This is a genomic window from Mesorhizobium sp. M0518, assembly GCF_040321125.1.
Taxonomy (GTDB): domain Bacteria; phylum Pseudomonadota; class Alphaproteobacteria; order Rhizobiales; family Rhizobiaceae; genus Mesorhizobium.
The window spans coordinates 1-18,499 of sequence record NZ_JAMYQY010000026.1 but is presented as its reverse complement, the minus strand read 5'-3'; the positions used below and the strand labels follow the sequence as shown (position 1 = coordinate 18,499).

The 18,499-nt window shown below is 62.2% G+C and carries 15 protein-coding genes; 12 read left to right on the top strand and 3 right to left on the bottom strand.

Annotated elements, in window-relative coordinates:
• Positions 1-222: 222 nt before the first annotated feature.
• The 6 genes from NKI66_RS28140 to NKI66_RS28115 all read left to right on the top strand — a co-directional run bounded on the left by NKI66_RS28140 (position 223) and on the right by NKI66_RS28115 (position 7,503).
• Positions 223-1,875 (top strand): ABC transporter substrate-binding protein, encoded by a 1,653-nt coding sequence (locus tag NKI66_RS28140; protein WP_023813217.1) that lies wholly within the window; start codon positions 223-225, stop codon positions 1,873-1,875.
• A 227-nt stretch (positions 1,876-2,102) separates the two neighbouring features.
• Complete coding sequence (locus NKI66_RS28135; RefSeq protein ID WP_023813216.1) at positions 2,103-3,137, top strand: ABC transporter permease; 1,035 nt, start codon at positions 2,103-2,105, stop codon at positions 3,135-3,137.
• Between the two features lie 12 nt (positions 3,138-3,149).
• Positions 3,150-4,307, top strand: a complete 1,158-nt coding sequence (locus tag NKI66_RS28130) for an ABC transporter permease (RefSeq protein ID WP_023813215.1) — start codon at positions 3,150-3,152, stop codon at positions 4,305-4,307.
• A gap of 67 nt (positions 4,308-4,374) precedes the next feature.
• Positions 4,375-6,723: a dipeptide ABC transporter ATP-binding protein gene (locus NKI66_RS28125; RefSeq protein ID WP_023813214.1), complete on the top strand. Its 2,349-nt coding sequence runs from the start codon at positions 4,375-4,377 to the stop codon at positions 6,721-6,723.
• A 118-nt stretch (positions 6,724-6,841) separates the two neighbouring features.
• Entirely contained in the window at positions 6,842-7,069 is a 228-nt protein-coding gene (locus tag NKI66_RS28120) for a ribbon-helix-helix domain-containing protein (protein WP_023813213.1), read from the top strand.
• Positions 7,066-7,503, top strand: a complete 438-nt coding sequence (locus NKI66_RS28115; protein ID WP_023813212.1) for a TA system VapC family ribonuclease toxin — start codon at positions 7,066-7,068, stop codon at positions 7,501-7,503. The genes NKI66_RS28120 and NKI66_RS28115 overlap by 4 nt, the downstream gene beginning before the upstream one ends.
• Before the next feature lie 87 nt (positions 7,504-7,590).
• On the opposite strand, the gene NKI66_RS28110 is transcribed toward NKI66_RS28115, so the two are convergent.
• Complete coding sequence (locus tag NKI66_RS28110; RefSeq protein WP_023813211.1) at positions 7,591-8,181, bottom strand: transglycosylase SLT domain-containing protein; 591 nt, start codon at positions 8,179-8,181, stop codon at positions 7,591-7,593.
• Between the two features lie 216 nt (positions 8,182-8,397).
• Here NKI66_RS28110 and NKI66_RS28105 point away from each other — a divergent pair, with 216 nt between their 5' ends.
• Both NKI66_RS28105 and NKI66_RS28100 read left to right on the top strand, forming a co-directional pair.
• Positions 8,398-9,936, top strand: coding sequence for a trimethylamine methyltransferase family protein (locus NKI66_RS28105; RefSeq protein ID WP_023813210.1), 1,539 nt, complete (start codon positions 8,398-8,400; stop codon positions 9,934-9,936).
• 243 nt (positions 9,937-10,179) lie between these two features.
• Positions 10,180-12,606: a GcvT family protein gene (locus NKI66_RS28100; protein WP_023813209.1), complete on the top strand. Its 2,427-nt coding sequence runs from the start codon at positions 10,180-10,182 to the stop codon at positions 12,604-12,606.
• A 112-nt stretch (positions 12,607-12,718) separates the two neighbouring features.
• Here NKI66_RS28100 and NKI66_RS28095 read toward each other — a convergent pair whose 3' ends face one another.
• Positions 12,719-13,111 carry a DoxX family protein gene (locus tag NKI66_RS28095; protein ID WP_023813208.1) on the bottom strand — a complete coding sequence of 131 codons (393 nt, stop codon included), beginning with the start codon at positions 13,109-13,111 and terminating at the stop codon, positions 12,719-12,721.
• Positions 13,112-13,310: 199 nt separating this feature from the next.
• Between NKI66_RS28095 and NKI66_RS28090 the strand changes: the two genes are divergently transcribed.
• Positions 13,311-13,799, top strand: a complete 489-nt coding sequence (locus NKI66_RS28090; protein ID WP_023813207.1) for a hypothetical protein — start codon at positions 13,311-13,313, stop codon at positions 13,797-13,799.
• Between the two features lie 81 nt (positions 13,800-13,880).
• On the opposite strand, the gene NKI66_RS28085 is transcribed toward NKI66_RS28090, so the two are convergent.
• On the bottom strand, positions 13,881-14,657 hold the full coding sequence (locus NKI66_RS28085) for a VOC family protein (protein WP_023813206.1): 777 nt from the start codon (positions 14,655-14,657) through the stop codon (positions 13,881-13,883).
• 165 nt (positions 14,658-14,822) lie between these two features.
• Here NKI66_RS28085 and NKI66_RS28080 point away from each other — a divergent pair, with 165 nt between their 5' ends.
• The 3 genes from NKI66_RS28080 (at position 14,823) to preA (ending at position 18,362) form a co-directional block, all read left to right on the top strand.
• The gene (locus NKI66_RS28080; protein ID WP_023813205.1) at positions 14,823-15,539 is read left to right on the top strand and encodes a gamma-glutamylcyclotransferase; all 717 of its coding nucleotides are present in this window, start codon (positions 14,823-14,825) and stop codon (positions 15,537-15,539) included.
• A gap of 142 nt (positions 15,540-15,681) precedes the next feature.
• On the top strand, positions 15,682-17,046 hold the full coding sequence (locus NKI66_RS28075; protein ID WP_023813204.1) for an NAD(P)-dependent oxidoreductase: 1,365 nt from the start codon (positions 15,682-15,684) through the stop codon (positions 17,044-17,046).
• Positions 17,047-17,048: 2 nt separating this feature from the next.
• A complete protein-coding gene (preA, locus tag NKI66_RS28070) occupies positions 17,049-18,362 on the top strand; it encodes an NAD-dependent dihydropyrimidine dehydrogenase subunit PreA (RefSeq protein WP_027035003.1) in 1,314 nt (437 codons plus the stop codon).
• The last annotated feature ends 137 nt before the right edge of the window (positions 18,363-18,499 follow it).

Here is an 18,499-nt window from a genome sequence, read left to right as displayed (position 1 = left end):
CTGTTCGGGCTGGAGTAAATGTCTCAGTTTAATCGACTATCGAGATTCCAGAAGAATCCATCGGACAGTAGCAAATTTGCGCCAAGACTGTCGTTATCACGCGAACCGCTCCCCTTTCAAAGTTGCACATTCCCTAACATGTTCTCAATCCACGCCGTCTTTGACATCATGGCCTGGATGCGGAATGTTAAAAGGCGGAAAGCCAACAATGGGAGTTAAGTCATGACAATTTATAAGAGTAATGGCGATCGCGTTCCGGATCACATCCTGGCCATGGCCGAAGAAGCCAAGGCAGGCAAGGTGGACCGCCGCGAATTCCTGGCCATGGCCAGCGTCTTCGGCGCATCGACGGCAATGGCTTACGGCTTGCTCGGGCTCGCCGATCCGACGCCGGCGAAGGCCGAAGAGGTAAAGGGCAAGAAGGGCGGCACGCTGAAGATCGCCCAGTGGATCAAGGATCCCAAGGACCCGCGCAAGGCCGACTGGTCGGAAATCGCCAATGCCGAGCGCCAGGCGCTCGAGCCGCTGGTCAAGTACACGTCCGAATACACGTTCCGCCCCTATCTGCTGGAAAGCTGGGACGTCAACGACGATGCCACGCAGTACACGCTGCATGTGCGCAAGGGCGTCACCTGGTCGAATGGCGATGCCTTCACAGCCGATGACGTCATCTTCAACCTGAAGCGCTGGGCCGACAAGAAAGCCGAAGGCAACTCCATGCCCGGCCGTCTCGGCTCGCTGGTCAAGGACGACAAGCTCGACGAAAGCGCCGTGACCAAGCCGGACGACCACACGGTCGTGCTGAAGCTCACCAAGCCGGACATCGCGCTGATTCCGAACATGTGCGACTATCCCGGCCTCATCGTCCACAAGACCTTCGACGAGAAGGGCGGCGACTTCAAGGCCTGCCCGATCGGCACCGGTCCGTTCGAACTCGTCTCCTACGATGTCGGTCAGAAGGTGGTCTACAAGCGCCGCACCGACGACAAGTGGTGGGACGGCGAAGTGTTCCTCGACGGCCTGGAATTCATCGACTACGGCACCGATCCGGCAGCCATGGTCAGCGCTTTCGAAGCCGGCGAAGTGCACACCAATTTCGAGACTTCGGCCGACTACGTATCGATCCTCGACGGCATGGACCTGGTGAAGTCGGAGATCGTCACCGCGTCGACCATCGTCTGCCGCACCAACGTCAACAACAAGCCCTATGGCGACCAGAAGGTGCGCAACGCGCTGCAGCTTGCGGTCGACAACAATGTCGTCTTGCAGCTCGGCTACGGCAATGCCGGCTCGGTCGCCGAAAACCACCATGTCTGCTCGATCCATCCGGAATATTACGAGCTGCCCAAGGTTGCCCGTGATCCGGCCAAGGCGAAGGCGCTGATGGCGGAAGCCGGCCAGGCCGACTTCGAACACGAGCTGATCACTGTCGACGAGGACTGGCACAAGAACACCGGCGATGCGATCGCCGCCCAGCTGCGCGACGCCGGCATCAAGGTGAAGCGCACCGTTCTGCCGGGTTCGACGTTCTGGAACGACTGGACGAAGTATCCGCTGTCGATGACCAACTGGAACATGCGCCCGCTCGGCGTCCAGGTTCTGGCCATCGCCTATCGCACCGGCGAGGCCTGGAACGAGGCCGGCTGGTCGAATCCGGACTGGGATGCCAAGCTCAATGCGGCGCTCGCCGTTGCCGACGCCGCCAAGCGCAAGGAAATGATGAAGGACATCGAGCAGATCCTGCAGGATTCCGGCATCATGATCCAGCCGTACTGGCGCAAGCTCTACAGCCACTCGGTCAAGGCGGTGCAGAACTACAAGATGCACCCGACCTTCGAGCGCGACTACGGCAAGATCTGGCTCGAGCAGGCTTGATCGCATCGACATAGGGGAAGGGGCTCGCTCCCTTCCCCTGCTCTTTGCATCGTCCGTCCCTCCTGGTCCGCACTTTCTCAAAAAAGTTACGGACTCGCGGGCAAGGCCATGCAACAAAAACAGGGTTGATCGCATCCGAAGGCCTGTTTGACAGCCAGCCCCGCCGGTCACGGCAGGGTTGGCTTTCATAGCCGGCTCAAACCCCAACCCATCGGCAGGGGGCCGCCATGCTTTCCTTCGTTATCAGGCGTCTTGGCACCATGGCATTGACGATGCTGTGCCTGACCATGGTCGTCTTCTTCCTGATCAACCTCGAACCCAATCTGAAGAAGCTGGCGATCAGCCAGACCGAAATGCATACGTCGGCCGAGCAGCTCGAGAGCTGGCTGGTCAACCATGGCTATCGGCAGAACTTCTTCGTCCGCTATGGGCAGTGGCTGGGCGTGGTGCCCAAGCAACCTGTGACAGACCCGGCGACCGGCAAGCCGGCGCAGCGTTTCTCCTTCTGCAACGATCCGCTCGTCCCGACCTTCGCCGGCGTTTTCCAGGGCGATTTCGGCTGCTCGACCAAGTTCAAGGCGACCGTCGCCTCAAAACTGTTTCCGGCACTTGGCGCTACGGGCATCCTGATGTTCTGGGTGCTGATGGTGATGGTGCCGATCTCGCTGCTGATCGGCATTCTGGCCGGCATGCGCGAGGGGTCGCGAACCGACCGGGTGCTGTCCGTGGCGTCGATCGCCTCGACGGCGACGCCTGAATATGTGTCGGGCGTCATCTTCACCGTCATCTTCGCCTCATGGCTAGGCTGGCTGAACGGCTCGGCGGCTTCGGCCAGCCAGGGCATCACCTTCTACAATTTCACTTTGCCGGTGATGACGCTGGCGATCTACGGCATCGGCTATATCGCCCGCATGACGCGTGCTTCGATGGTCGAAGTGATGACGCAGCAATATATCCGCACTGCCAGGTTGAAGGGTCTTTCCTTCGGCAGCGTCGTGGTCAAACATGCCTTGCGCAACGCGCTGATCGCGCCGTTCACAGTCATCATGCTGCAGTTTCCCTGGCTGCTCACCGGCGTCGTCATCGTCGAGGTGATGTTTCGTTACCAGGGCTTCGGCTACACGCTGGTCGAGGCGGCCGGCAACAACGACATCGACCTTTTGCTCGGCTGCTCGCTGGTCTCGGTGTTCATCGTCTTGATCACGCAGCTCATTTCCGATGTCGGCTACGCATTTCTCAATCCGCGTATCAGAGTTCAGTAGGGAGCGAAGCGGATGCCGGTTCAATACATCAGTGGCTTCACCGTCGTTCTCGAAGTGCTGTCGCGCTTCTGGCCGGTCTGGATCGCGCTCGTCATCGTCATGGGCGCGAGCTTCGCCTACAAGAAGAAGCTGGCGCTCTACGGCCAGCTGTTCGACAGCGGTGTCGGCATCGTCGGCGTCGGCATCTGCCTGTTCTGGCTGTTCACGGCAATCTTCGCCGCGACCGTTTCTCCCTTCGATCCGCTGGCCCAGATTCCCATCATGAAGGATGTGCTGCCGGGCGCCGTCGAACCGAAATCGGGGCTGACCTATCTGTTCGGGGGCGACAAGCTGGCGCGCGACGTGTTTTCGCGCATGGTCTATGGCAGCCAGATCGTGCTGATCATCGCGCCTGCGGCAACCGGCTTCGCGCTGATGGTCGGCATCACGCTCGGCCTGCCCGCCGGCTACTACGGCGGCAAGATCGACACCGTGCTGTCGTTCCTGGCCAATCTCGTGCTGGCCTTCCCTGTGATCCTGCTGTTCTACCTTTTGGTGACGCCGGGCATCATGGACACGCCGATCCCTTATGGCATGGCCGGCGTCTTCTTCCTGTTCCCGATCATCTTCTTCAGCGTGCTGTTCTGGACCCGCTACAAAAACCGGCCCGACCGGCTCTACATCCTGCTCGGCATCACCCTGATCCTCGGCGGCTGGATCTATGCCGGCCTGGTCTTCGACGCCGATCCGCTGAAGATCGTGCATATCGACCCCAACCAGCTCAATATCTTCGTGGCGGTGGTGTTCGCGTCCAGCCCCGGCGTGTTCCGCATCGTGCGTGGCTTGGTGATGGACATCAAGACGCGTGACTATGTGGCGGCGGCGCAGACGCGCGGTGAATCGCCCTGGTACATCATGCTATGGGAGATCCTGCCCAATGCGCGCGGGCCACTGATCGTCGACGCCTGCCTGCGCATCGGCTACACCACGATCCTGCTCGGCACGCTCGGTTATTTCGGCCTTGGCCTGGCGCCGGAAAGTCCGGACTGGGGCACTGCGATCAAGGACGCCAGCCGCCTGCTGCGCTCCTTCATCCACCCGGCGTTGCCGCCGACGATCGCACTGATGTCGTTCGTGCTGGGCTTGAACCTGCTCGCCGACTCGCTGCGCGAACAATCGATGAAAGACTGATCTCGCGGGTTTCGACCCGATGCGCCTGATAGAAACAGGCCTAGAAGAACCAGGATTGGAGCGACCCATGAACGAGGCAGTTCGAAATCCCGCCACGCCAACCAATGGGCCGGCCAACGCGCCGATCATCGAGATCGAGAACCTGTCGATCTCCTTCTTCACCCGCAAGGGCGAGATCCCGGCGGTCATGGATTTTTCCTGCACCGTCATGCCCGGCGAGGCGATGGGCATCGTCGGCGAATCCGGCTGCGGCAAGTCGACCGTGTCGCTCGGCATCATGCGCGACCTCTCCAACATCGGGAAGATCGTCGGCGGCAAGATCAAGTTCCAGGGCAAGGACATGGGCGAGCTCTCCGACGAGGAGTTGCGCTCCATTCGCGGCAACAAGATCGCGATGATCTACCAGGAGCCGATGGCGAGCCTGAACCCGGCGATGAAGGTCGGCCAGCAATTGATGGAAGTGCCGCTGATCCACGACAAGGTGTCGAAGGAAGAGGCCCATAAACGCGCGCTTGACATGGTGCGCGCGGTCAAGCTGCCTGATCCCGAGCGCATGATGCGCTCCTATCCGCACCAGCTCTCGGGCGGCCAGCAGCAACGCATCGTCATTGCCATGGCGCTGCTGTCGAAGCCGGCGCTGCTTTTGCTCGACGAACCGACGACGGCGCTCGACGTGACGGTGGAGGCCGGCATTGTCGACCTGGTCAAGGGGCTCGGCGAGAAGTTCGGCACGTCGATGATTTTCGTGTCGCACAATCTCGGCCTGATCCTGGAAACCTGCGACCGCATCACGGTTATGTATTCGGGCGAAGCGGTCGAAACGGGCAAGATCAAGGACGTGTTCGACCGGATGCGCCACCCTTATACGCAAGGGCTGTTCCGCTCGATCCCGCTGCCCGGCGCCGACAAGAACTCGCGGCCGCTAATTTCGATCCCCGGCCAGCTGCCGCTGCCGCACGAGCGGCCCAAGGGCTGCAATTTCGGCCCTCGCTGCCACCATTTCGTCGAGGGCGTCTGCAACGCCGCCGAAATCCCGATGATCGAGGTCGCGGGTCACGAAGGCCATTTCTCGCGCTGCGTGCGCTTCAACGAGATCGACTGGGAGGCGCTGCCGCCCGGCGCCAAAAAGGTCAATGAGCGCGTCGTGCCCGGCGCTCCGGTGCTCAAGATCGAGGATCTCAGAAAATACTACAGGGTGGGCGGCAGCGAGGTGTTCGGCTCGAGCGAGGGCCGCGTCGTCAAGGCCAATGAGACGATCTCGTTCATGGCGCGCGAATCCGAGACGGTTGCCATCGTCGGCGAATCCGGCTGCGGAAAGTCGACGCTGGCCAAGGTGCTGCTCGGGCTGGAGACGGCAAGTGCCGGCACGGTGACGCTGGGCAACAAGGAAATCCAGTCGACGGGCATCGAGAAGCGGAGTGTCGACACGGTGTCGTCGATCCAGATGGTGTTCCAGAACCCGTTCGACACGCTCAATCCCAGCCATTCGGTCGGTTCGCAGATCATCCGCACGCTGGAGAAGTTCAATGTCGGCAAGACGGTCGCCGACCGCCGCAAGCGCATGCTGGAGCTGCTCGACCTGGTGAAGCTGCCCAGGGCGTTCGAGACCCGCAAGCCGCGCCAGCTATCCGGCGGCCAGAAGCAGCGCATCGGCGTGGCGCGGGCCTTTGCCGGCGACGCCAAGGTGGTGGTGGCCGACGAGCCGGTCTCGGCACTCGACGTGTCGGTGCAGGCGGCGGTGACCGAACTGCTGATGGACATCCAGCGCAAGAACAAGACGACAATGCTGTTCATCAGCCATGATCTGTCGGTCGTGCGCTACATCGCCGACCGCGTCGTGGTCATGTATCTCGGCTATATTGTCGAGCAAGGCACGACCGACCAGATCTTCGCGCCGCCCTACCATCCCTATACCGAGGCGCTGCTGTCGGCGATCCCGATCGCTGACACCAGCGTGGTCAAGCGGCACATCGTGCTGGAGGGCGACATTCCCTCGGCGATGAACCCACCGTCCGGCTGCCCGTTCCAGACCCGCTGCGGCTACAAGAAGCTGGTGCCTGACAATCTGTGCGAGACCAAGGTGCCACCGGTCAAGCATCTCGGCGGCGGCCATATGAGCCTGTGCTGGCTCTCCGACGATGTGCTGGCAACGATGGAGCCGGTGATCAAGTTCGACAAGGAGCACGCCGCGCACGAAGGCGTGCCGGATGACGCGCCGCATGGCGATGGCCCCGGTTTTGCCGGCACGCCACCGAAGCGTCCGCGCGGCAAGACGGGCAGCGCGGAAGCCGATGCAGCGAGGCAGGCCGGCGAGGAGACGGAAGCCGTTTCGAAAGCCCGCCGTCACGAGGTCCGCGACGAGGTTTCGGAAACCGGCGATACCCCAAAGCCGGGCGATTCTAGGAAACCGAACTGACCGGCATCAGGCAATGCCATCAATTTCATATGCTGCGCAAAACATGCATCCCTTGAGAATCTCAGTCTGTTGCTCTATGTGATGCGTGATGTTTGATGCTTGGAAAGGAGGACGAATTGTGAGAACGACACTTGCAATCGATGATGATGTCCTTCTTGCCGCCAAGGCTATGGCGCGGCAGCAGGATCGCAGCGTGGGAGAAGTCATTTCCGATCTGGTTCGCCGTTCGCTGCGTCGGCCGCAGGCGGGCGGTGAGCGCAACGGCATTCCCTTGCTTTCGTCGCGGCCCGGCGGGCCGATGGTCGATCTCGAAACGGTCAATGCGCTTCGCGACGAGCTGCCGTGACCTTCCTGCTCGACGTCAATGTGTTGATTGCGCTGATCGATCCGGCTCATGTCGCGCATGACGATGCCCATCGGTGGTTCGAATCCACCGGGCATCACTCATGGGCCACATGCCCCATCACCGAGAATGGCGTTATCAGGATCGTGGGCAACCCCAAATACCCCAACTCTCCTGGCTCCCCTGCCGTCGTCGCGCCGATCGTCGGCAAATTGCACGCACTTGCCGGACACCAGTTCTGGCCCGATGACATCAGCCTTGTCAGTTCCAGAGAGATCGACGCGGGCAAGATCCTGACTTCGACGCAAGTAACCGACAGTTATCTGCTGGCGCTGGCCAAGTCGCATGACGGCGAGTTGGCGACGTTCGACCGAAAGCTATCGACGACGGCGGTAAAATCAGGGAAGGCAATCCTTCATCTGATCCCAAGCAAATGAATCGCTGAGATCTTTTCTGCTCGAGGGGCGACATCGCTTTTCGCAGCGCCAAGTGATTTCACTTGGCTGCGTAATGCTCCGGCAAAGTCAGTTGCCGCACTCGCTCAGTTGCTGCGCATAGTCCCGCGCCATCTTGTCGGTGGCCCGGGCATAGCCCTGGACGCCGGCATCGCCCCGGTTGCCGCGGCCATAGGCGGTCCAGCCGAGATAGTAGGCCAGATAGAGGTTGTAGGTATCGTTGCGGGCAACGCCATACGTGTCTGCGGTCTTGGAATGATACCAGCCGACAAAGTCGACGGCGTCGGCGAATTTCGTCCGCCGTGCCGCCCAGTTGCCGGTTTCGCGCTGATATTGCGACCAGGTGCCGTCCAGCGCCTGCGAGAAGCCGGTGGCCGACGAGACATGCTTCCACGGAATGAAGCCGAGCAGCTTGGTGCGCGGCGGCCGTGCATTGCTCTTGAAACCGGATTCCTTGCGCACCGTCGCCATCAGCACGGGAACGGGGATGCCGTATTTCTGCTGGGCGCGCTCGGCGGCCGACTGCCAGTTGTCGAACCAGCCGTCATTCTGGTCGAAGACGGCACAGACATTGTTGATGTGGCTGGGCGGCGTGGCGCAGGCCGAAAGCGCCAGCAGCACGCAAACCGCACCAATTTTACTAAAACTCGAACTACGCATGGGCAGAGCAATAGGCCGAAATCATAAAGGGAATCTTGCGGCGTCCGTTAACGCTTCGCCGGCGCAGTCTCTCAAGGAAATCCAGTATCGATAATCCGACGCACTTCGTCGCTTTTTCTAAACAGACATTGCAGAAATGCCGCCGTGGCTAAAATCGCGCCCGCAGACGACGTATTTCTGACAGCTTGCCCGGTTTGCCGGGGCTTTGATACCGGCATGAACGAACCAAGACGCAAACGCGGCGCCGAGCGCACCAGCAACAGAGGGCCATCGGCCATCCCGCAACTGTCGCTCAGGCGGGTGACAAATCCCTATCCGCCAATGGCGATGCTGTCGCCCGACCAGATCGAGCAGATCCATCAGGCGTCGATGCACATATTGGAGAATTTCGGCATCGAGGTGATGAGCCCGCGGGCGCTGTCGCTGTTCGAGAAGGCCGGCGCCAAAGTCGATCATGCCTCGGCGAATGTCCGCATCGATCGCGGCCTGGTCGAAGACGTGCTGAAGACCACGCAGTCCAGCTATGTGTTGACGCCGCGCAACCCGGCCAACGCGGTTCATCTCGGCGGCAACACCATCAATTTCACGCTGGTTGCCGGACCGCCCAATGTGCACGATATGGAGCGCGGCCGCCGCGCCGGAAATTTGCGCGACTATTCGGATCTGACCCGGTTGGCGCAGCATTTCAACTGCATCCACATGCTGGGCAACCAGGTCTGCGCACCGGTCGAACTGCCGGCCAATTCCCGCCATCTCGACACCTATTTCACCAATCTGACGCTGACCGACAAGAGTTTCCATGTCTCGGCGATCGGGAGGGGCAGGGCGCTTGACGGCATCGAGATGATGGCGATTTCGCGCGGGCTGACGCTCGATCAGATGCGCGACGATCCCGGCATCACCACGATCATCTCGGTCAACTCGCCGCGCCGCTTCGACGAGATGATGGCCGAAGGACTGATGACCATGGCCGAGTTCGGCCAGTCGGTGGCGGTGACGCCGTTCACGCTGATGGGGGCGATGAGCCCGGTGACGCTGGCCGGCGCGCTGGCGCAGCAGAACGCCGAGGCGCTGTTCGGCGTCGTGCTGACGCAGCTTGTCCGTCCAGGCGCGCCGGTCATGTATGGCGCCTTCACCTCCAATGTCGACATGAAGTCCGGCGCGCCGGCCTTCGGCACGCCTGAGAACACCAAGGCCAACATTGCGTCGGGGCAACTGGCACGGCGCTACGGGCTTCCGTACCGCACGACGCCGGGCTCGGCTTCCAACGCCGCCGATGCGCAGGGCGCCTATGAGACGCTGATGGCGCTGTGGGGCGCGGTGCTCGGCCACGGCAACCTCGTCTACCACGCCGCCGGCTGGCAGGAGGGGGGGCTGACGGCGTCGTTCGAAAAATTCATCATCGATGTCGAGATGATCCAGCACATGATGGAGTTCTTGCGCCCGATCGAGGTCAATGAGGCCGAGCTCGCCGTCGAGGCTTTGGGCGCGGTGCCGACCGGCGGGCATTTCTTCGGCGAACCGCACACGCTGGAGCGCTACGCCACCGCCTTCTATCAGCCGATGCTGTCAAACTGGCAGAATTACGAAGCGTGGCAGGAAGCCGGCGGGCTCGACGCCACGGCGCGCGCGACGCGGCTGTGGAAGAAGGCGCTGGAAGACTATGTCGAGCCGGTGATGGATATCGCCGTGCGCGAGGCGCTGGAGGCTTACATGGCCAGGCGCAAGGAAGCGATCGGGCAGGGCGAGCCGTGATGGTCACAGGTTTGCGCGCGTGCACCCCCCTCTGTCCTCCCGGACATCTCCCCCTCAAGGGGGGAGATTGGCTGGCACGTTCTTCTTCGCCAACTACCAATGTTGAAAAGAGGGTCGCGGCGCAGCCGCTGCTGAATTCCCCCCTTGAGGGGGAGATGGCCGGCAGGCCAGAGGGGGGCGGCTTGGCTCCTCCCATTTCGATTCATTCCACCGATCCAACTCACTGATATCAGAGAAAAATCCATGAAATCGCCTGCAAAGGTCGTGGTCATTGGCGGCGGTGTCGTCGGGTGCTCCGTGCTGTTCCATCTCGCCCGCCATGGCTGGACCGATGTTGTCCTGCTGGAACGCGACGAATTGACGTCCGGCTCGACCTGGCACGCGGCCGGCGGCATGCACACCATCAATGGCGACCCTAACGTCGCCAAGCTGCAGAAATACACCATCAACCTCTACAAGGAGATCGAGGAGCTTTCCGGCCAGGCGACCGGCGTGCATCTGACCGGCGGCGTGCTTCTGGCGGCAACCGAGGCGCGGCTGGACTGGCTGCGCGGCGTCGTCGCCAAGGGCCGCTATCTCGGCATCGAGCTGGAGGAGATCTCGCCCAACGAGGCGGCCGAACTGATGCCGCTTCTCGACCCCAGGCAGTTCGTCGGCGCCGTCAGGAACAAGGAGGACGGCCATCTCGATCCCTCGGGCGTCACCCATGCCTATGCCAAGGCCGCGCGGAAACTTGGGGCGGAAGTGGAGCGTTTCACCAAGGTCGAGGACATTGTGCGGCGTCCTGACGGGCTGTGGCGCGTCATCACCAACAAGGGCGAGGTGGTGGCCGAGCATGTCGTCAATGCCGGCGGCCTGTGGGCGCGCGAGGTCGGCCGCATGGTTGGTCTCGAACTGCCGGTGCTGGCCATGGAGCACATGTACCTGATCACCGAGGATATGCCGGAGGTCGCCGCCTGGAACGCCAAGACCGGCACCGAGATCATCCACGCGGTCGACTTCGATGGCGAGCTTTACCTGCGCCAGGAGCGCGGCGGCATGCTGATGGGCACCTATGAGAAGGCCAACAAGCCGTGGTCCGAGTACCAGACGCCATGGAATTTCGGCCATGAATTGCTGGCGCCCGACATCGACCGCATCGCGCCATCGCTGGAGGTCGGCTTCCGGCATTTCCCGGCCTTCCAGAACACCGGCATCAAGCAGATCATCAACGGCCCCTTCACCTTCGCGCCGGACGGCAACCCGCTGGTCGGGCCGGTGCGCGGCCTGCCGGGCTTCTGGGTCGCTTGCGGCGTCATGGCCGGTTTTTCGCAAGGCGGCGGCGTCGGCCTCGCTTTGTCGAACTGGATGATCGAGGGCGATCCCGGCGCCGATATCTGGGCGATGGATGTCGCGCGCTACGGCGACTGGGCGACGATGGCCTATACCAACGCCAAGGTGCGCGAGAATTATTCCAGGCGCTTTTCGATCCGCTTCCCCAATGAGGAGTTGCCCGCCGGGCGGCCGCTGAAGACGACGCCGATCTATGATCTGCTGTCTGCTGGGGGTGCGCAATGGGGCGTTGCCTATGGGCTGGAAGTGCCGCTGTGGTACGCGCCGGAAGGCGTCAAGGACGAATTCTCGTGGCGCCGCTCGAGCGACTTCACGCAGGTCGCCAGGGAGGTCGCGACGGTTCGTGACGGTGTCGGCCTGTCCGAGATTTCGAGCTTCGCCAAATACAAGGTGACGGGTGAGGGGGCGGCCGCCTGGCTCGACCGGATGCTTGCCTGCAAACTGCCGAAACCCGGCCGCATGACGCTGGCGCCGATGCTGAAGCAGGACGGCAGGCTGATCGGCGACTTCACGCTGGCCAATCTGGGGGAAGACGGCTGGTTCCTCGCCGGCTCCGGCATCGCCGAGCAATACCACATGCGCTGGTTCGAGCAGCACCTGCCAGACGACGGCTCGGTCCGCATCGAGGCGCTGGGCCAGAAGCTCAGCGGCTTGTCGATCGCGGGGCCGAAGGCGCGGGATGTGCTGGCAAAGGCCACGCGTTCGGATGTCTCCAATGCGGCATTTTCCTTCATGGCCATTGGCCGGATGGATATCGGCATGGCGCCATGCCTGATCGGCCGTGTGAGCTATACCGGCGATCTCGGCTACGAAATCTGGGTGGCGCCGGAATACCAGCGCGCCGCCTATCAAGCGCTGATGGCGGCGGGCGAGGAATTCGGCATCGGCCTGTTTGGCTCGCGCGCCCTCAATGCGCTGCGGCTGGACAAGAATTACGGCTCATGGGGGCGCGAGTACCGGCCGATCTACGGACCGCTGGAAGCGGGGCTCGACCGCTTCGTTGCTTACGGCAAGGACGCCGATTTCATCGGCAAGGCCGCGGCGCTGGCCGAGCGCAAGCTGGGCGGCAAATTGCGCCTGCGCGCCTTTATCGTCGATGCCGACGATGCCGATGTCATTGGCGACGAGCCGATCTGGTTCGATGGTGCGGTGCGCGGCTGGGTGACGTCGGGCGGCTATGCGCATCATTCGAAGAAATCCGTTGCCGTCGGCTATGTGCCGAAGGAGATCGCCGATGAGAGCGACGGCTTCGAAATCGAACTGCTGGGCAAGCGCCATGCGGCGCGCATTCAGGTGGTGCCGCTTTTCGACGCCAATTTCGAACGGATGCGTGCCTGAAGCGCATCGGCAAAGCCGAAGCGCTTCAGATTCCTGTTTTGTACATGTCGTTGTCCCAAAACCGCGGGCACTTTTGGGCGACGTGCACTAGGCCCGCATCCTCTTTCTGGCGTCAGGCGCTGCGGCGGTTGTCCAGCGCGAAGGCGCCGGCGCCGGCAAACACCAGATAGAGGAAGATGAAGCAGAACGAGATCGCCGAATCGCCGCCATTGTTGACCGGGAAGAAGTCGCGCGGCGCGTGCGCCATGAAATAGGCGATCGCCATTTCGCCGGCCAGAAGGAACGCGACCGGCCGGGTGAACAGGCCCAGCGCCAGCAGGATGCCGCCGGCGAATTCGAGGATGCCGGCGGTGAGTGACAGCCCGCTCAAAGCACCGGCGTGGTCGCTGACCGGGAAATTGAACAGCTTCTGGGTGCCGTGTTCGATGAACTGCAGCGCGGTCACAATGCGCAGAATGCCGAGTGCCTGCGGCTGATATCTGGCAAGGCCGTCGAAAGGCTTCATCTAAAACTCCTTTAGCTTCCGGGATCGGCCATAGTTTATCGCCCGGCATTGGACCATTCATTTCCCCTGGTTTGCCATCAACAATCAGTGATTGGGAATGTTCCCAATTCCCTTCAAATGTTTCTCGCCAGGGTTGCATTAATACCTCTATGGTTGTATTAATGCGTGTACAACAATCTGAATGTGTGGGGGTCTTGCCATGAAAAAAGTCGTCATCAGCCTGTTCGCGATCGTCGCAGGCACCAGCTTCGCCATGGCCGAGGACGCCGGCTGTGAGGCCTTCAAATGGCCGGTGACGCGGGAGCAGACCCTGTTTGCCGCGGCACCGGCAACGCCGCCCGGAGCGGCGCTGGCGGTTGGTGCGGCTGCGGACCTGGCGCTGGTGCCGGTAGAGAAAGCCGGTTTTGCGGTGGCGCCCGAACGTGCGCCGGCATCAGACACGTTTGGGGCCGTCGCCAGCGTGGAAGTGCCGTCCGAGGGAGCCATTCAGATAAGTCTCTCGGGGGAGGCCTGGATCGATGTCATCCAGGATGGCCAGGCCATCAAGTCGGCGGGCTATAGTGGCGTGAAAACATGCCCTGGCATCCGCAAGAGCGTGCGCTTCAAGCTTGCGCCCGGCCCGGCCACCGTCCAGTTCAGCGGCGCGAAAAAAGCTGAGTTGAAGGTTGCGGTGCTGGCGCCGGAATGAGACGGCGCCAGGCAGGGGTAGAGGCCTTCATCGGTGGTCTGATGAAAACCCGCGCTTTGTGTCAGCGGTTTTCGATCGCGGTCAGCGGACTGGCGCCATCAAGGCGAAGTGCGCGTCTTGCGGGTCCTGGCATTGGACGATCCAACTGCCGCCGGGGACCTCCATCGGGCCCATCAGGATCTTGCCGCCATTGTCGGTGACCCGTTTTGCGGCCGCGTCGATGGCCGCAACGTTGAAGTAGAATTGCCAGACCGGCACCGGGATCTGCTCCGGCTTGTTCATGATGCCGCCGCCGGATTCGGGGCCAGCCGTAAAAGTCTGGTAAGTGCCCATCGGACCCATGTCGAAATCGCCGGCGTCGATCCAGCCGAACTGCTCGGAATAGAAATCGAACGCGGCTTTCCAGTCGCTCGTATAAAGCTCGTGCCAGCCGATGTGGCCCGGCGTGCCGGCCGGCACGACAGGCTGGTCGGGACCGTTCGGCTGCAGGAACATGAAGGTCGTGCCTTGCGGATCGGCGACGACGGCAAAGCGGCCGACACCCAGAATGTCGTCGGGCTGGCGGTGAACGGTGCCGCCGGCTTTCTCCAGCGATGCCGTGGCGGCGTCGACATCCTTGGTGTGAATATAGCCAAGCCAGGCAGGCGGCATGCCCATCTTGGCGGCATCCTCGGGCAAGGTCATCAGTCCGCCGACGCCACGTTCGCCGACATTCATCACGATATAGCGCGGCATGCCGGGTGCCTTATCGAAGGGCTGCGCCGTCCAGCCGACCACTTGGGTGTAGAACGCCTCGGCGGCGTCGAGATCTGATGTCATCAATTCGTACCAGAAGAAGGGCATCGGGGTTTTCGGCATTTTCGGTCTCCTCACCTTTCATGGATCGATCGTCGTCCATCTTAGGACGATCCTCACGACGGAAATCCGACACGCCCGGACAACAATGGGTGTGTGTGCCAAGCGTTCCCTGGTTGCGCGAGCTCTGGTTTTCGATTTCTCTGCGGTGATGAGGGGTTGTCGTCCATGCGCTTGATGTCGCTCACGCCCGAGCTTGTCGCACTGTGCCATCGGGAAGAGGCCGATCCCGGCCCGGACCCGAGTTGGACAGACATGAACGACGAGGATTTCCGCACCCTTGCCTTGCGGCTGTCCAATGAAGCCGATGAGGGACCACTATGGGTGTTCGCTTACGGGTCCCTGATCTGGAAGCCGGAATTCGAGTCGGTCGAGCAACAGCTCGCCACGGCCTTTGGCTGGCACCGCTCTTTTTGCCTCGACATGGTGCGTTGGCGGGGCAGCGCCGAGCAGCCGGGGTTGATGATGGCGCTCGAACGGGGCGGACGCTGCAACGGCGTGATCTACCGCTTGCCGGAGGGCGAAAAGCCGGCGCAGATCGAAAGGCTGCTGCGACGCGAGATCAGCGACCACGAAAGCATCGAGACGGTCCGGTGGCTGCCGGTGCATACGCCGCAAGGTACGCTGCGCGCGCTTGGCTTCTGGGTCGGCGTGAAGGGCAGGGGAACGTCGCTGAACCAGCCGCTGGACAGAGTGGCGAGCGTGCTGGCCAGAGCCTGCGGGCATATTGGATCCGGCGCCGAATATCTCTACAACACGGTCAGCCATCTCGAGGAATTCGGCATCCATGACCGCAATCTGTGGCGGCTGCAGCAACTGGTAGCCGACGAGGTCAAGACCATTCATGGCTGTAAGCTTGAACCCGGCCATTCGCGCGCACTGTAAAAGTGGCCCTCGCCTCCAATAACATGACTAAAAAAATCATGTTATTGTCGAGCCTTTTCAGTGGCTTGCGCCGAAAATTGACCAATTGATAAAAAAATAAAACGTGCTAGCCTTCCTCAAAAGAAAACATGGGGAACTGACGATGCCAGAAGGCCAATTCAGGGAAGGCATTGCGGGCGGCAGGCTCTCGGCCGACCAGTATGCGGACAATTTTTCCGACCTGCATCCGCCGCTCGATCACCACGAGGCGCTGGTCGAATCCGATCGTTGCTATTTCTGCTACGACGCGCCGTGCATGAATGCATGCCCGACCTCGATCGACATTCCGCTGTTCATCCGCCAGATCTCGACCGGCAATCCGATCGGTTCGGCCAAGACCATCTTCGACCAGAACATATTGGGCGGCATGTGCGCCCGCGTCTGCCCGACCGAAACGCTGTGCGAGGAAGTCTGCGTGCGCGAGGTGGCGGAAGGCAAGCCGGTGCAGATCGGCCGCCTGCAGCGCTACGCCACCGATGTCGCCATGGGCGAGAACAAGCAGTTTTATCCGCGCGCCGAGCCGACCGGCAAGACAATCGCCGTGGTCGGCGCCGGGCCGGCCGGCCTTGCCGCCGCGCACCGGCTCGCCCGCCACGGCCATGACGTGACCATCCTGGAAGCGCGCGCGAAGGCCGGTGGCCTCAACGAATACGGCATCGCCGCCTACAAGAGTGTCGACGATTTCGCCCAAGCCGAAGTCAACTACGTGACCGCGATCGGCGGCATCGACATCCAGAACGGCAAGGCGCTCGGCCGCGACTACCAGCTGTCGGACCTGATCCGCAATTACGATGCGGTGTTTCTCGGCATGGGCCTTGGCGGCGTCAACGCGCTGCGTGCTGATGGCGAGGAGGCCGACGGCGTCATCAACGCGGTCGAGTTCATTGCCGAACTGCGCCAGGCCAGCGACCTTTCCGGCCTGCCGGTTGGCCGCCGTGTCGTCGTCATCGGTGGAGGCATGACGGCCATAGACGCCGCGGTACAGTCGAAGCTGCTCGGCGCCGAGGAGGTGACGATCTGCTACCGGCGCGGCCAGGAGCACATGAACGCTTCCGAATTCGAACAGGATCTGGCGGCAGCCAACGGCGTCAGCATCCGCCACTGGCTGCAGCCGAAGCGGGTGATCGCCGAAGGCGGCAAGGTCACCGCCGTCGAACTCGAATACACGGCGCTGAACGGCGACAGGCTTGCCGGCACCGGCGAGACACTGACGCTCGTTGCCGACCAGGTGTTCAAGGCGATTGGACAGAGTTTTGTGCCGGTCGCCCTTAATGGCAGCGGTGCGTCGATCGATCTTGAAGCCGGCCGCATCAAGGTCGATGCGGAAGGGCGCACTTCTCTCGCCAGGGTCTGGGCCGGCGGCGACTGCATCTTCGGTGGCGACGACCTGACCGTCTCGGCGGTCGCGCAAGGCCGCGACGCTGCGGAGAGCATCAATCGGGCACTGACCTCGAACGGGAGGGCATGAGCATGGCAGATATCAGAAACAATTTCGTCGGCATCAAATCGCCAAATCCGTTCTGGCTGGCCTCGGCGCCGCCGACCGACAAGGCCTACAACGTCATCCGCGCCTTCAAGGCCGGCTGGGGCGGCGTGGTGTGGAAGACGCTGGGCGAGGAAGGCCCACCGGTGGTCAACGTCAACGGCCCGCGCTACGGCGCGATCTGGGGCGCCGACCGCCGCCTGCTCGGCCTCAACAACATCGAGCTGATCACCGACCGCGACCTGCAGGTCAATTTGCGCGAGATCAAGCAGGTCAAGAAGGACTGGCCCGACCGCGCCATCGTCGTCTCGCTGATGGTGCCATGCGTCGAGGAGGCCTGGAAGGCGATCCTGCCGGTGGTCGAGGAGACGGAGGCCGACGGCATCGAGCTCAATTTCGGCTGCCCGCACGGCATGTCGGAACGCGGCATGGGTGCCGCCGTCGGCCAGGTGCCGGAATATATCGAAATGGTGGTGCGCTGGTGCAAGCAGAACACCCGCATGCCCGTCATCACCAAGCTGACGCCCAACATCACCGATGTGCGCAAGCCCGCACGGGCGGCACATGCCGGCGGCACTGACGCGGTGTCGCTGATCAACACCATCAATTCAATCACCGGTGTCGACCTCGACAGCTTCGCGCCGCAGCCGACAATCGACGGCAAGGGCTCGCATGGCGGCTATTGCGGCCCGGCGGTGAAGCCGATCGCCATGAACATGGTGGCCGAGATCGCGCGCGATCCCGAAACCCGCGGCCTGCCGATCTCCGGTATCGGCGGCATCACCACCTGGCGCGATGCTGCCGAATTCATGGCGCTCGGCGCCGGCAATGTGCAGGTCTGCACGGCGGCAATGACCTATGGCTTCAAGATCGTGCAGGAAATGATCGCGGGCCTCGAAAACTGGATGGACGAGAAGGGGCACGCCTCGCTCAACGACATCGTCGGCCGCGCCACGCCCAATGTCACCGATTGGCAGTATCTCAACCTGAACTACGTCGCCAAGGCGCGTATCGACCAGGATGCCTGCATCAAATGCGGCCGCTGCCACATCGCCTGCGAGGACACTTCGCACCAGGCGATCACCAGCATGGTCGACGGCGTCAGGCACTTCGAGGTGATCGAGGCCGAATGCGTCGGCTGCAATCTGTGCGTTAATGTCTGCCCGGTCGAGAACTGCATCACCATGGAACCGCTGGCGGCAGGCGTGATGGACCAGCGCACCGGCAGGCCGGTATCGCCGGTCTATGCCAACTGGACGACGCACCCGAACAATCCGATGGCCAAGGTGGCTGCGGAATAGGGACTTACCCCAACAAAAGAGCGGCGCTTTCGAGCTAATGCAGTTCACTTAAGTTGGGCTGGATGAGGATCTGGTAAGACCTATCGAACAGGATGGAGATTCGTTTCCATCCTGTTCGTGTTTTGAGATGCCAGGTC

What these genes read in the sequence shown, in the direction of transcription:
- NKI66_RS28130 (WP_023813215.1), top strand. Translation starts at nt 3,150, where the DNA reads ATGCCGGTTCAATACATCAGTGGCTTCACCGTCGTTCTCGAAGTGCTG.
- NKI66_RS28135 (WP_023813216.1), top strand. Translation starts at nt 2,103, where the DNA reads ATGCTTTCCTTCGTTATCAGGCGTCTTGGCACCATGGCATTGACGATG.
- preA (WP_027035003.1), top strand. Translation starts at nt 17,049, where the DNA reads ATGGCAGATATCAGAAACAATTTCGTCGGCATCAAATCGCCAAATCCG.
- NKI66_RS28125 (WP_023813214.1), top strand. Translation starts at nt 4,375, where the DNA reads ATGAACGAGGCAGTTCGAAATCCCGCCACGCCAACCAATGGGCCGGCC.
- NKI66_RS28100 (WP_023813209.1), top strand. Translation starts at nt 10,180, where the DNA reads ATGAAATCGCCTGCAAAGGTCGTGGTCATTGGCGGCGGTGTCGTCGGG.
- NKI66_RS28080 (WP_023813205.1), top strand. Translation starts at nt 14,823, where the DNA reads ATGCGCTTGATGTCGCTCACGCCCGAGCTTGTCGCACTGTGCCATCGG.
- NKI66_RS28140 (WP_023813217.1), top strand. Translation starts at nt 223, where the DNA reads ATGACAATTTATAAGAGTAATGGCGATCGCGTTCCGGATCACATCCTG.
- NKI66_RS28105 (WP_023813210.1), top strand. Translation starts at nt 8,398, where the DNA reads ATGAACGAACCAAGACGCAAACGCGGCGCCGAGCGCACCAGCAACAGA.
- NKI66_RS28090 (WP_023813207.1), top strand. Translation starts at nt 13,311, where the DNA reads ATGAAAAAAGTCGTCATCAGCCTGTTCGCGATCGTCGCAGGCACCAGC.
- NKI66_RS28110 (WP_023813211.1), bottom strand. Translation starts at nt 8,181, where the DNA reads ATGCGTAGTTCGAGTTTTAGTAAAATTGGTGCGGTTTGCGTGCTGCTG.
- NKI66_RS28075 (WP_023813204.1), top strand. Translation starts at nt 15,682, where the DNA reads ATGCCAGAAGGCCAATTCAGGGAAGGCATTGCGGGCGGCAGGCTCTCG.
- NKI66_RS28085 (WP_023813206.1), bottom strand. Translation starts at nt 14,657, where the DNA reads ATGCCGAAAACCCCGATGCCCTTCTTCTGGTACGAATTGATGACATCA.
- NKI66_RS28095 (WP_023813208.1), bottom strand. Translation starts at nt 13,111, where the DNA reads ATGAAGCCTTTCGACGGCCTTGCCAGATATCAGCCGCAGGCACTCGGC.